The sequence below is a fragment of the Anaerofustis sp. NSJ-163 genome (assembly GCF_024135845.1).
Taxonomy (GTDB): domain Bacteria; phylum Bacillota; class Clostridia; order Eubacteriales; family Anaerofustaceae; genus Anaerofustis; species Anaerofustis butyriciformans.
In genome coordinates this window covers 523,347-537,977 of sequence record NZ_JAMYJV010000003.1, presented here as the reverse complement: position 1 = coordinate 537,977, position 14,631 = coordinate 523,347, and the positions used below count along the sequence as shown (strand labels likewise).

12 protein-coding genes and 1 other annotated feature are annotated in these 14,631 nt (G+C 28.8%); of the genes, 6 read left to right on the top strand and 6 right to left on the bottom strand.

The annotated features are described in order from the left end of the window. From M6G78_RS06110 to M6G78_RS06095, 4 genes are all read right to left on the bottom strand, one after another. A complete protein-coding gene (locus M6G78_RS06110) occupies positions 1-750 on the bottom strand; it encodes a PTS sugar transporter subunit IIC (RefSeq protein ID WP_138268282.1) in 750 nt (249 codons plus the stop codon). Between the two features lie 23 nt (positions 751-773). Then, a complete protein-coding gene (locus tag M6G78_RS06105; RefSeq protein WP_138268281.1) occupies positions 774-1,271 on the bottom strand; it encodes a PTS sugar transporter subunit IIB in 498 nt (165 codons plus the stop codon). 46 nt (positions 1,272-1,317) lie between these two features. Then, the gene (locus tag M6G78_RS06100; RefSeq protein WP_138268280.1) at positions 1,318-1,719 is read right to left on the bottom strand and encodes a PTS sugar transporter subunit IIA; all 402 of its coding nucleotides are present in this window, start codon (positions 1,717-1,719) and stop codon (positions 1,318-1,320) included. A 189-nt stretch (positions 1,720-1,908) separates the two neighbouring features. Next, the gene (locus M6G78_RS06095; RefSeq protein ID WP_253229887.1) at positions 1,909-4,641 is read right to left on the bottom strand and encodes a sigma 54-interacting transcriptional regulator; all 2,733 of its coding nucleotides are present in this window, start codon (positions 4,639-4,641) and stop codon (positions 1,909-1,911) included. A gap of 202 nt (positions 4,642-4,843) precedes the next feature. Here M6G78_RS06095 and M6G78_RS06090 point away from each other — a divergent pair, with 202 nt between their 5' ends. From M6G78_RS06090 to M6G78_RS06065, 6 genes are all read left to right on the top strand, one after another. Continuing rightward, positions 4,844-5,377: a DJ-1/PfpI family protein gene (locus M6G78_RS06090; protein ID WP_138268278.1), complete on the top strand. Its 534-nt coding sequence runs from the start codon at positions 4,844-4,846 to the stop codon at positions 5,375-5,377. Positions 5,378-5,422: 45 nt separating this feature from the next. Then, positions 5,423-6,292 carry a radical SAM protein gene (locus M6G78_RS06085; RefSeq protein ID WP_138268277.1) on the top strand — a complete coding sequence of 290 codons (870 nt, stop codon included), beginning with the start codon at positions 5,423-5,425 and terminating at the stop codon, positions 6,290-6,292. A 66-nt stretch (positions 6,293-6,358) separates the two neighbouring features. Beyond that, complete coding sequence (locus M6G78_RS06080; RefSeq protein WP_138268276.1) at positions 6,359-8,248, top strand: GH25 family lysozyme; 1,890 nt, start codon at positions 6,359-6,361, stop codon at positions 8,246-8,248. Positions 8,249-8,332: 84 nt separating this feature from the next. Further along, a complete protein-coding gene (locus M6G78_RS06075; RefSeq protein ID WP_253229886.1) occupies positions 8,333-9,904 on the top strand; it encodes an amidohydrolase in 1,572 nt (523 codons plus the stop codon). Positions 9,905-9,956: 52 nt separating this feature from the next. Further along, on the top strand, positions 9,957-11,252 hold the full coding sequence (locus tag M6G78_RS06070) for a DUF308 domain-containing protein (RefSeq protein WP_253229885.1): 1,296 nt from the start codon (positions 9,957-9,959) through the stop codon (positions 11,250-11,252). A gap of 61 nt (positions 11,253-11,313) precedes the next feature. Then, positions 11,314-11,778 carry a hypothetical protein gene (locus tag M6G78_RS06065; protein WP_253229884.1) on the top strand — a complete coding sequence of 155 codons (465 nt, stop codon included), beginning with the start codon at positions 11,314-11,316 and terminating at the stop codon, positions 11,776-11,778. Positions 11,779-11,812: 34 nt separating this feature from the next. Here the strand turns inward: M6G78_RS06065 and M6G78_RS06060 are convergent, their stop codons facing one another. Continuing rightward, the gene (locus M6G78_RS06060; RefSeq protein ID WP_253229883.1) at positions 11,813-13,183 is read right to left on the bottom strand and encodes a TrpB-like pyridoxal phosphate-dependent enzyme; all 1,371 of its coding nucleotides are present in this window, start codon (positions 13,181-13,183) and stop codon (positions 11,813-11,815) included. 46 nt (positions 13,184-13,229) lie between these two features. Beyond that, positions 13,230-13,482, bottom strand: a binding site (T-box leader). Between the two features lie 135 nt (positions 13,483-13,617). Continuing rightward, positions 13,618-14,622, bottom strand: coding sequence for an aldo/keto reductase (locus M6G78_RS06055; RefSeq protein ID WP_138268145.1), 1,005 nt, complete (start codon positions 14,620-14,622; stop codon positions 13,618-13,620). Positions 14,623-14,631: the final 9 nt, after the last annotated feature.

Genomic DNA, 14,631 nt, shown 5'->3' with positions numbered 1-14,631 from the left:
TTAGGTTGTAGTATTTTGATTTTCTCTTCTTAAGAATATGATAAGTAATGCCATACATGTTCCGAATATTGCAGCTGCCATTACACTAATTTGTAAGTATTGAACCATAAAGAATCCTAAAATAAAGAATGGTAAATATGTTTTCTTTCCAATAATAAATACTGTAATAGCAAAACCAAGTGCAGGTAATACGCCGCCTGTAACTTCTAAACCATGAGTTAACCAAACCGGTATAGCCGCTAAAATATTTTCAACAACACCCGCTCCAAAATAATTAGCTAAAAATACAGGTGGGAATCTTAAGAAAAATCCTAAAATTAAAGGGAATAATATCGCACATCTTTCTATTCCTTTAATATTGCATTCTTCTGCATATTTATCTGCTTTATGAGCAAAACTTGCTTGAATTGTTCTTCTGATTTGATCTTGTAATACACCAAGTAAACCAAAAGGAATTGCAAGTGTAACTGCTGTTGCAGCAGGAATATCTGAAACTAAAGCTATTGGAATAGCAATAACTCCTGCTAAACTTTCATCTGCTGGAATATTTGCTCCGGCAGCAACCATACCAAGATATACCATTTCTAGAGATGCCCCTATAATCATTGCTTTTGCAACATCTCCATATATAAGACCAAAAGGCAGTGCCATAACGATCGGCTGACAAATCGCCCAGTGGAATGTATAACCTAATTTACTTTGACTAATCCAGTACCAAAGACCGGCTACAATCGCTAATGTTAATAACATAATTTTTTCTCCTTAATTATTTCTTATTTTTTTTCTTCGAATTTTTTAATCATATTTTCATAGTTCATTTTTGGTTCTTCAGGAATAATATGTATATTTATTTCAACTCCTGCATCATGAAGTTCTTTTAATTTTGAAACATCATCTTCATCAAATGATACTGCTCTTAAAATAACAGTTCTGCCCGGAGCACTTGGAAGTCCTCCAATTTGGATATTTTCAATATTCACTCCCTCATTTTTAAGTTCATAACATGTTTTAATATCTTTAAATAAAATTAATAAACTTCCGTTTCCAAGTTCATTTTCCATCCAGCCCTTTTTAGCATCTTCTACACTAAGTATTTCTACGCTAACGTCTTTTGGAGCTGCAGTTGTATAGATAATAGACATAAAGTCATCTTTTGCAAGTTCGTCATCAACGATGATTATTCTGTCCGCACCTGACATTTTTAACCATTTTGTTATTACCTGCCCGTGAATAAGTCTGCTGTCGATTCTAACAAGATTGATTTTTGCCATTTTTACCTCCTCCTTTTATTTTTACGAATAATGACAATATAAAAAATTAATTAAACATAAGATTTCTTAAATCTTTAATTCCTTGAAGAGATGAATCTTTTGCAATATTTACCAAATCTTTTAAGGAATTATTTTCTCTTGAAGCAATCGCTTCTATTAACATAGGTAAGTTTACACCGGTCAAGCATTCGATATTGTCAGAACCTTTTATATTCTTACCTGTTACGTTGCACGGACTTCCGCCAAGTAAATCAACCAATACAAGAACTCCGCTTCCATCATCAAGCTCGGCTGATTTCTTTGCTACCTTTTGTTCAAGTTCATTAATATCATCCCCATGATTTAAAGATAACGCATCTATTTTTTCTTGATGCCCGATAATTAACTCGCTGCTTTTTACTAATTCTATTCCGGCATTTCCATGTGTTACTACTAATATCCCAATCATGAATTTACCCCCTTTCATTTTTCTTTTATCATTTGCCATATATAATGCAAAAAGCGTGCCAACTTTTGTGTGTAATTAGAATTTATAAAAAAATAAGCCAAATAACAGGTATTTGACTTAAAAAAATTTTTAAAAAATTTTTTTTAATTACAGTGTGTAAGTTTTACTGTAAAATAATTTTACTGTGTATCAATGTAAAAGCTCTATTATATAAGAAATTTCATCCTTTGGTATAAAAATATTAAAATCTTCTTCGCATTTAAAGAAAGCTTCTTTTATTATTTTATACTCTTCTTTATGTTCTTCTATAAATTCTCCTGCATTAAGATGGGGAATAGATTCATTTTTTATGACTCTTTCAAGCATACATCCTGTATGCATAATAAATCTTAAAAATACATCTTTCCCCACAGAAAGTGCCAATTTAGAAAAGATATCATTAAAAGCGTCAATCAAAAGTACACTTGCTTTTTCATAATTTAAAAATGTAAGTATATTTTTTAAAGTTTCTTTAACAACTGTTTTATTAATAATTGTATCTTCTTGATTTTGAATATACTTTTGTCCATTTAACAACTGATGCAAAATACTTATTCCGTTTCCTACTATAAGTTCATTTATTGGAATAAATGGAATATTATTAATTTTTAAATCCACTGTTCCAACAACAGCTATAACATCGCTTATTCCTTTTTCTTCTAAAACCTTGTCAATATTGTCTGCACTTAATATATCCAAATGTTTTATTACTACATTATATTTGTTTACATCAATGGATTCTTTTATTATATTATCAATTTTTACTGCAACACCTTTTCCGGAAATACAGGTTGTTATAATTGTTTTTTGTTTTTCATAAGGTGCAGGTAAAACACTTATTTTACTGTGTAAATTTTGATAAATATTTTCTAAATCATTTTTTAAGGAAATTAGATCCGTATCTCTTAGGCTTGCCTTTCTGACAGCCTCTATAACAAGTAAGGTAGACACCATTTCTACAGTACAAATATTCTTTCCTGTTTTTTTCATGGCCATTTCTCCCATCATATTAAGAGAACCCATATCTACAAGAAGAAGTACCCCTCTGCCCTCATCGGTATCATTTATCATATCGCAAAGGTTATTTAATGCAGTGCTTGTACTCATATCCATAGGCATATCCAAAGCTCTGCAATGGTGCGTATTTAATAAATTATTTACAAAATCAGCCATACTGCTTGCTGTAGAGTTTCCGTGAGCCATTACAATAACGCCTATATTACTTTTGTTTTCTATTTCTTCCGGCGCACATAAAAACATAGTTAAAAATCCAATTTCATGTTTTGGAATTTTTATACTCAAATCCTCTTCCAGTAAAGCAAAAATAAATTTGGCAATCTTTAGTTCCTTTGGATTATTTAGTACAATTTCATTTATCTTATCATTTTTTATGTATGTTCCGTTTGAAACTCTTGCAACCATGGAATTAATATGCATTATCATTCCTATTTTTATTCTGTCAGAAAGCTTTCTTCCAAGCTTCATTTCCGCAAATTGAATTGCATCTTCACAAGTTTCCAATACTTTAATATCAACAATTTTTAATAAACTTTCTTTGTGAATATCTCTTTCATCTATTTTGTATTTTTCAAAAATTTGATTGAAATATTCGTCCAAATCAGAATTTATTATATTGCTTATCTCCATGCTGCTTCTTCCCATTTTGATAAAATCGTTATATTTATCATTGATATGAGCAACAAGATTAGAATCACTATTTTGTTCTACTGCAAATTCTTTATTATTAAAATAATGATATTCTTCCGAATTTTTGATAAAGTCAATCAAATCATTTTTATTCTTTGAATATAAAAGACCTTCTTGTATATGTTCAGGAAGTATAGATGTACAAATTTCCACGTATTTTTTATTGTGCACTTTATAATCCAAAAAGCCTCTTGCACACAAAAGTTGAATATCAGCTTTAAGCTGTCCGACATTACCCTTACACTCATATAATAAAAGAGCAATCAAAGCATCTTTATGAACTCTTATGGAAACATCCATATTTGTCTGCTCACTTGACAATATGCTTTCTATAAGCTGCAATCTTTCAGATAAATGCCTTTCTTTTAACGAAGGGAGATTAATTGTAACAGGCATTCTTCTTAAAAAAGTTTGAAGCAAAGAAGCATTTATATCTTCGGTGGTTGCACCAATAATAAGAACATCTGCTTTTCTTTGTCCTCCTGTTTCTCCAAGTCTTCTAAATACATGCTTATCCATTAACATAAACAGTAATTCTTGACACTCGGGAGAAAGTCTATGAATTTCATCTAAAAAAAGAACTCCGCCGTTCGCTTCATCAATAAGTCCGCTTTTTTCTTTATCTGCTCCCGTAAAAGCTCCTTTAATATGACCAAAAAGCTGAGACATTACAAGTTGAGGATTTTCTGCATATTCAGCGCAGTTAAAAACAACAAATTTTGCATCGCTATCTATTGTCTTCATTTCCATTGCATATTCATATATTTTTTCCGCAAAAGTACTTTTTCCTGTACCTGTGGGACCTGTAATTAAAGTATGAAGCCCTCTTGGCGGATATAATACTGCTGACTTTGCCTGCTCAATATGAGATTTTAAAGATGAGTTAAAACCAATTAGATTTTTAAAAGGATCCATATCGTCTATATCATTATTTTTTTCGTTTATAAAATTATTGTATATTTCTTTTTCAACAAACTTTACAGGTCTTCCATCTAATTTTATAATTTTTTCTTCTTTCACAAGTTCGTTAAGATACCTACTTGTATTACTTCTATCAGCATTAATTAGCTCAGATATTTCACTGGCATCAAGACCAATATCTTCTACACTTTTTACATTTTCTCGTTCATATTGATATTTTCTTAAAATATCATATACTAACTCCTTTCTGTTCATAAGTTTACCTCTCCATTTTACACACTCGATATTCTATATATAATATAATACACACTATCTATATATAAATCAACAAATATATTTTATTCGTTTACACATATTAAATAAATATCATATACATAAAATCTATCCCCTATTATCAAGAATAAGTGATATAATATAATTATTAATATGATAATAATGATAAAGGAGATATATAAATATGAAAGTATGTATGGTAATAACAGACGGATTTGAAGAAGTTGAAGCAATCGGAACATATGCAATTTTAAGAAGAGGCGGAGTTGAAGTTGATATTTATTCACTACTTGATAAAGATGCAACAGGAAGATTCGGTCTTACATGCACAAATTTAAAACCTTTCTCAAAACTAAACGGTGATGATTACAGTGCTTTAATATTACCTGGCGGACCGGAATATGTTACAATAGAAGCAAGTAAAGAAGTACAAGCATTAATAAAAGAATTTAATGATAAAGATAAATTAATATGTGCAATTTGTGCTGGTCCTACTATTTTAGGCAGAGCTGGATACTTAAAAGACAAAAATTACACATGTTTTACATCAATGAATGAAGATTTTGGTGGAACATATGTTGATAAGTATGTTGTAAAAGATAAAAACTTTATAACAGGAAGATCTGCAGCAGCAAGTATTGATTTTGGATTTGAAATTCTAAAAGCGTTAGAAGGCGAAGAAAAAGAAAAGGAAATAAAAGAAGAAATATACTATTAAGAAGCTTCTTAAAGAAGCTTCTTATTTTAAAAAGAAGGAGATAATATGAGATACGAAGGAATTGTATACAGACCACCAAGCGAAGCATATAGCCTTATTGTTCAAGTAACAATAGGATGTTCACAAAACAGCTGTACTTTTTGCAGTATGTATAAAGATAAAAAATTCAGAATAAGAAATTTAAATTATATACTTGCAGATTTAAGCGAAGCAAGAAGGACATATGATAATGTAGAAAAAATATTTTTAGCTGACGGCGACGCACTATTTAGCGACATGGAAACTTTAAACGAAGTTCTAGATTATATAAAAGAAACTTTTCCGGAATGCAAGCAAGTATCATGTTATGCAACAGCAAAAAGTATTTTATTTAAAAAGCCAAGAGATTTAAGAGTATTAAAAGAAAAAGGATTAAAACTTTTATATATAGGACTTGAATCAGGAAGTGACACAATACTAAAGAAAGTTAAAAAAAGAACATCTGCAAAAGAAATGATAAAAGCAGCAAAACAAGCTAAAGATGCAGGACTAAAAATATCTGTGACTGTTATATCTGGTCTTGGAGGATGTGAATTATGGGAAGAACATGCCATTAAAACTGCAGAAGTTTTATCTGAAATGGATCCTGAATATATAGGGCTATTAACTCTTATGGTTGAAGAGGGTACAGTATTAAAACAACAAATTGAAAATGGCGAATTTAATTTATTGGAACCTAAGGATATTTTAAAAGAAACGAGATTATTAATTGAAAATCTAAACTGTTCAAATGCAGTATTTCGTTCAAATCATGCCTCAAACTATTTAAACTTAAAAGGTACTTTAAATAAAGATAAAGAAAATCTATTAAAAACCTTAGATGATGCAATAAATGGAGAAATAGCTTTAAAAGAGGAATATTTAAGGGGTTTATAAAAAAAATATAGACTTTTATATTTTTTATGATATACTAAATAAAAATGTCTAAAGGAAAGGGAAATAATGAAAAAATTTTTAACTTTTATTTTAGCAATTATTTTTGCAATGAATATTTTTATTGTACCTATTTCGGCTCAAACACAAAATCAAAATACATCAACAAATCAAGAAGAAATAAATGAAGACGAAAACAATACAATAAATCAAGAAGTTCAAACAACAACAAAAGAAGATGAAAAAAAAGAAGGTTCAGATACAAATAAAGAAACTGAAAAACAATCTAATCAAGAAACAGAAAATAGCCAAAAAACACAAAATCAAAATGACTCTGTATCTTCTCAAAATAACTTAACAGAAGAAAAAGATATTACTAATGATGACCCTCAACAATTTAGAGCAAACGGAGATATTTCTGATGAATTTTATTCAACAGGTCCAATGGCAAGAAGTACAAATAGCGGATTTAATTTAAAAAGTCCATATGATAATAAAACATATACTCATAACAGTAAATTTAAAGATTATAATGTAACGTATGGTATTGATGTTTCTTATTGGAATGGAACAATTAACTGGCAAAAAGTAAAAAACGATGGTATTAAATACGCATTTATCAGAGTTGGATACAGAGGATATGGGAAAATGGGAACAATCGACAACGATTCAACTTTTAAAAGAAACATCACAGAAGCTAAAAAATATGGTATAAAGGTAGGAGTATACTTCTTCTCCCAAGCAATAACAACTGCGGAAGCAAGACAAGAGGCTAATTACACATTAAAGCAAATAAAAGGTTATGGTTTAGATATGCCTGTTGTAATCGACTATGAATATGCCGGCGGAAGCGATGGTAGATTAACCAATGCAAATTTATCTAAAACTGCAGCAACAAATATTGTTATGGAATTTTGCAAAACAGTAAAAAATGCAGGATACACTCCTATGGTATATGCAAATTACAGCATGCTTAATTATGATTTAAACAAATCAACAATAGATTCCACATATAAAGTATGGCTTGCTCATTATACAAGCTCTACATCATATAGCGGTAAATATGAATTTTGGCAACATACAAGCAGTGGAAGTGTTGATGGTATTTCAGGGAGAGTAGATATAAATGTTTGGTATACTCCAAAATCATCTGAACCATCAATATCTACTCCAAAACTAACTTTTTATTCAAGTAGTGATAATGCAATAAAATTAACTTGGAATAAAATAAGCAATGCAACAGGTTATAGGATTTATAGATATAATTCTAAAACAAAAAAATATGATGTATTAAAAGACATAACATCGGGAAGTACCACAAATTATACTGACTCAAAAAGAAGTAGTGCTACAACATATATTTATAAAATAAGAAGTTTTTATACAGACAAATCAGGTTCTAGAATATACAGCAGTGCATCTTCTGCAACCTATGCAACAACAGATCCTAAAAAAGTTAGTGGTTTAAAAGTAACTACAACATATACAAATAAAATAAATCTTACATGGTCAAAAGTATATGGAGCAAGCGGATACAGAATATATAAATATAATTCTAAATCAAAAACCTATGTATACCTTGCAACAGTAAAAGGAAATACATATCAAGATAAAAAAGTTTCAAAAAATAAAACTTATTATTATAAAGTAAGAGCTTATAGAACTTTAAGCGGTAAAAACTATTATGGTTCATATTCTTCTTCGTTAAAAGCAAAAGCCGTGCTAAAAACATACTTGTCAATGACTAAAAAAACAGCAAAAGTAAAAGCTTTAGTTTTAAATGTAAGAAGCAATGCAGGAACAAGTTCAAAAAGAATAACAACAATAACATATAATAAGAAAGTTACAGCCTACGGATATAAAAATGACAGCAAAGGCAAAAGATGGTATAAAATTACCTTTAAAAAAGGGAAAAAAACTTATTATGGATATGTACATAGTAAATACCTTAAATTTTAGAGAGAACAAAATGTTCTCTCTTTTTTTTATAAAATTATAAAAAATAAGATATAATAAAATTACAGAGAGAAAGGATATAAAAAAATGAAAACAATATTTTTATCAAACAATATTATTAAAATGGAAGATAATATACATTGTAACGCAATTCTAACAGAAAACGGAATAATAAAAAAAGTAGGAACAAAAGAAGATATTTTAAAATTAAAGGATGAAAATACACAAATAAAAGACTATGAAGATAATTGTCTAATGCCTTCTTTCATAGATGCCCACAGTCATATTACAGCACTAGCAAAATCTCTTCTTATAGCAAACTTATCAAATGCAAAAAATTTTGATGATATTATTAATTTTTTAAATGAATATAAAGAGAATAATAAAATAAAAGAAGGAGAATTCTTAATAGGGTTTGGATATGATCATAACTTCTTAAAAGAAAGAAAACATCCTACAAGAGATATTCTTGACAAAGTAAGTAAAGAAATTCCTATTTTAATTACTCATTCTTCCGGTCATATGGGTGTTGTTAACACTAAAGCACTTGAAATACTAAATATAAATAAGGATACAAAAGATCCTATTGGAGGAAAAATAGGAAGAGAAAATGGTATTCCAAACGGATATCTTGAAGAAAGTGCTTTTATAGATAACACAAAAAAATGCATGAATATTTCAATAGAAAAATTAATGGAAGCAATAAAAAAAGCAGAAAGAATCTATTTACAATATGGTATAACAACAGCTCAAGACGGACTTACAAAATATGAAGAATTTAATATTTTAAAAGAAATGTCTAAAAAAAATATGCTTGATATTGATGTTGTAAGTTATGTAGACATAAAAAATTGTAAAGAAATAATAGATGAAAATAAAGAATATTTAAAATATCATAACCGCTATAAAATAGGAGGATATAAATTATTTTTAGACGGTTCGCCACAAGGTAAAACTGCGTGGATGTCAAAACCATATGAAAACGAGAAAGAATACAGAGGATATCCTATTTATAAAGACAGTGAAGTAGAACATTTTGTAGATACAGCCATAAAGGAAAATATTCAAATAATTACCCATTGCAATGGAGACAGCGCTGCAGATCAGCTAATAAGTGCATTTAAAAATAAAAAAACAAATATCAGACCTGTAATGATTCATGCACAAACAGTAAGAAAAGACCAACTGAAAGAAATGTCTAAAATCGGAATGATAGCATCTTTCTTTGCGGATCATATATATTTTTTCGGAGATATTCATTTGAAAAATTTAGGAAAACGTGCATTTAATATCTCACCTATTAAATCTGCTATAAAAAATAATGTAGTATACACAATTCACGAAGATACACCTGTTGTTGAACCTAATATATTAAGAAGTATATGGATAACTTTAAAAAGAGAGACAAAAAATGGAGTTATTTTAGGAGAAGAAGAAAAAATATCAATAGAAGAAGCATTAAAAGCTGCAACAATAAATGCCGCATATTCTTATTTTGAAGAAAATGAAAAAGGAAGCATTAAAGAAGGAAAAAATGCCGACTTTATAATTTTGGATAAAAATCCTTTAAAAGTAAAAAATATTGACGAAATACAAAATATAAATGTTCTTGAAACAATAAAGAACGGTAAAAGCATATATAAAAAAATTAATAATTAATATAAAATCCCGGTAAATAAAATGATATAATACAAAAAAGAGGGAGAAAATTATGAATTACAAGAAAAATATTTCAGCATTTAACCTGCTTATTTCATCTATATCATTAATATTACTGGGATTATTTATTTTATTTTATACAAGGAATTTTTTAAATTGGTTTCCTTACATCACCGGAATAATCCTTATCTATACAGCTCTATCAAAATTTTATTCTTTTTATATAAAAAAATTAAATGAAAAGAAAATATTAATATTAATTGCTGATACTGCTATTTTAATTCAAGGTATCATTGCTTTTATAAGCCCCAAAATTATTTTATTTATTTTCCCGGGCTTTGTATTATTTTATTCAACAGTTCTTGGAATAATATATTTAATATCTTATTTCCAAAATAAAAAAACACATACACCACATTCAACAATATTATTAATAAAATCCATATTCTTTTTTGTAATATCTATACTCGTTATTACAATGAATTTTTATTATAAGACGTTTATAATAACAAAATTAGTAGGCTTATATTTGATATTTTACGGCATAACCATATTTACGGATTTTATCGATGAGGAAATACCAAAATCATATGCAAATAAAATGATTAGGAAAATATCAATAAGACTTCCTGTTTTATTTACAATGGGTATTCTAAAAAAAACACTTACAAAAATTACAAATTATTTAAACAATGAAGAAAACAAAAACGATTCAATTTATAAAAAAACAGATTTAAAACCTAACTTAGAAGTCTTAATTCATGTAAAAGAAACTGGAGCAGGTATATTTGGTCACATGGATATATACTATAAGGGATTTGTCATATCATATGGCAACTACGATTATGCTACATACAGACTATTTGATTCAATGGGAGAAGGCGTAATATTTTTTATAAAAGGAAAAGAAGACTATATAAAATTTTGTAATAAATATCATGAAAAAACTATATTTGATTTTGGGCTTAACTTAACAGATGAACAAATGAAAAAAGTTGAAGAAAAAATCAGTGAGCATATCAGGAATTCATATCCATGGCTATCGCCAAAAGATTTTTACAAAAATTCAAATAAAAAATTTGATGATTATGCAAGCCAACTAGCAAGGGAAACAAACATTAAATTTAGAAAAATTAAAAGAGGTAGATTTAAAAATTATTTTACTTTTTATACTAATTGTGTAAAATTCGCAGATACTATTTTAGGACAAACAGGAATTGATATTTTAAATTTAAATGGAATTTTATCTCCGGGATCATATTATAACTATTTTGAAAGAGAATATAAAAGAAATAATAGTATTGTAATAACAAAAACAGCATATCACCCAAAAGGAATTGTAAAATAAACCAAACATATTTTAATCCTTTTTACAAAAAATAAAAATATAGAAATTGTAAGGAGGACAAATGAAAAAATATATAAGTTTTTTTATAATGATTTTGATTGTTCCTATATTTTTCAGCTGCTCAAATCCTGTAAAACAATATGAAACAAACGAAAAAAGTAACTATTTAACAAATGAAACTTTTAAAGGTGGAAAAAACACAAAAAATACATCAATACAAAAAATATGGATTAATGATTTAATCGGCGATACTAAAGTTATTATTGATTTTGAACAAACTAATACAATACCTTCACATATAATTAATTATTCAAAAGATAAAAAAGAAATTATAATAACATTTGATAATGTCGATGCAGAAACAGCAAAAATATCAGACTATAAAGATAATAAAATAATAAAAGAAATAACGACAGAAAATAAAGAAGGGAATAAAAGTCAAATAAAAATTTCTTTAAATAAGATAATAAAATACAGAACAGACGAAACAATAGACTCTAGCCAACTTGTTCTTAATTTAAGATAAAAGAAACGTAAAACGTTTCTTTTATCTTTTTTAATTATTTAATTTTTGGAAGAGTATCAAAACCCTTTTGTAAAATATCGTCGGTAATTTCAGGATCTATTATTGTTCCTTCATTGTATTGCATATATGCGCTCATATCAAAGTATCCTGTACCTGTTAAACCAAATACAATATTTTTTGCTTCCCCTGTTTCCTTACATTTTATAGCTTCATCCATTGCAACCTTAATAGCATGTGAAGATTCAGGTGCTGGAAGAATTCCTTCAACTCTGGCAAATTCAGTCGCTGCTTTAAATACTTCACTTTGAGCAACAGTTCTTGATTCATCTAGTATTCCATCATGATAAAGTTTTGAAACAATAGGACTCATTCCGTGATATCTTAGTCCTCCCGCATGGTTTGGAGATGGAATAAAACCGCTGCCTAATGTATACATTTTTGCAAGAGGTGTTGTTTTACCTGTATCACAGAAATCATAAGCATATTTTCCTCTTGTCATTGATGGACAAGACTGTGGCTCAACAGCGATAAAGTGAATATTATTTTTACCTTGAATTTTTTCTCCGGCAAAAATACCAATAAGCCCACCAAGATTTGAACCGCCTCCGGCACAACCTATAACAATATCAGGAGTTATATCATATTTTTCTAAAGCTTTTTTGGTTTCAAGTCCTATAATACTTTGATGTAAAACAACATGGTCAAGAACAGAACCTAAAACATACTTATAATCATTTTTAACAGCTTCTTCAATAGCTTCAGAAATAGCACATCCAAGACTTCCACCTGTTCCAGGATTTTCTTCTAAGATTTTTCTTCCTATTTCAGTTGTGTCGGATGGAGAAGGAATAACTTCTCCTCCGTAAGTTTGAATAACAGCCTTTCTATATGGTTTTTGCTCAGCAGAAACTTTTACCATAAACACTTTTAATGGAAGATTAAAATATGCACAAGCCATTGACATTGCAGTCCCCCATTGACCTGCTCCCGTTTCTGTTGTAAGTCCTTTTACACCTTGTTTTTTTGCATAATATGTTTGAGCAATAGCTGTATTTAATTTATGTGAACCTGATGTATTCGTTCCTTCATATTTATAATAAATATGAGCCGGAGTGTCTAAGTATTTTTCTAAGAAATACGCTCTTACCAATGGAGAAGGTCTATACATTTTATAAAAATCTTGTATTTCTTTTGGAATATCAAAAAATCTTGTTGTTGTATCAAGTTCTTGATCTATTAATTCATCACAAAAGATTGGTCTTAAATCATCTTTGGTTATAGCTTCTCCTGTTGCAGGATTTAAGAAAGGTTCATGCTGTTCTTTCATATCCGCTTTTATGTTATACCATTTTTTAGGCATCTCTTCTTCACTTAAGTATATTTTGTAAGGTATTTGTTCTTTCATAGTCTTTCTCCTTTTCTTTTTTTATAAAAAAAACTCTTATCCCAAACTAAGGGACAAGAGTTAGATTACTAATTTCCTGCGGTACCACCCAAATTGCTAAAAAGCCGCTTTATCATATACTATCATATATGCTCCCTTTATAACGGGCGGAGATCCCGTCAGCGAATACTCTCATAAATGATTTGTTCACTGCCCAAGATAAGTCCATTCATTAAATACATATTTATCGATTTCCACCGACCATCGACTCTCTGTGAAATAAAATTATTTAATTACTTACTCTCATCTATATGGTTTATAATTGATTCAATTTTTATTTATATTAAAGTATAAACAATAAAAAGTCAAGAATATTTTGAAAATTTATCCTTTTTAAGGTTCCTTTCTATTTGAATTCATATTTTTATCACATTTAAGAATGTAATAGCAGAATATTATTTATCAATTAATTCCTCTTGTTCTTTTGGGTATCTTGCTCCTGTAATTTCAATATTATTCAAATCTCTTTCTATTTCTCTCATTTCTTCAACCGAAAAAATTACATCTTCTCCTTTTATATTTTCTTCAATTCTTGATATTTTTTTTGTTCCTGGTATTGGAACAATGAAGTCTTCTTTCGATAATAGCCATCCAAGTGCAACCTGTGCGGGAGTAGCTTCTTTTTTAATGGCAATATTTTTTACATAATCTACCAAAATAATATTTTTGGGCAAATTCTCTTTATTAAATCTTGGTATTTGACTTCTAAAATCATTTTTTTCAAATATTGTATTTTCATTAAATCTTCCGGTTAATACCGCTTTACCAAGAGGTGAAAATGGAACAAATCCTATACCAAGCTCTTTTAAAGCTGGGATTAGTTCTTTCTCGGGTTCTCTATACCACATAGAATACTCACTTTGTACTGCCGTTACCGGACAGACTGTATTTGCCCTTTTTATAGTGTTAACGCTCGCTTCTGAAAGTCCCCAATTCAATATTTTACCTTCTTTAATAAGTTCATTTATAGTATATGCCACTTCTTCGATTTCTATCTTTGGATCTACTCTATGCTGGTAATATAAATCTATGTAATCCGTATTAAGTCTTTTTAGAGAACCTTCAACTGATTTTTTTATCGAATCGGGACTACTTGATAACACAACAGGTCTGCCAAGCTCATCAACTCGATTATTTTCTATGTCAAATCCAAATTTCGTTGCAATTTTTACTTTATCTCTATATGGCTTTAATGCTTTACCAAGTAAACTTTCATTTTCATAGGGACCGTAAACTTCTGCTGTATCAAAAAAAGTTATCCCAAGGTCAACGGCTTTTCTTATTACTTCAATAGCCTCGCCATCTGTAATATATGGAGGATAACTTTGAGTAAAGCCCATGCAACCAAGACCAATTGAAGAAACTTCAAGTTTATTTTTTCCTAAATACCTTTTTTTCATTTTATATAC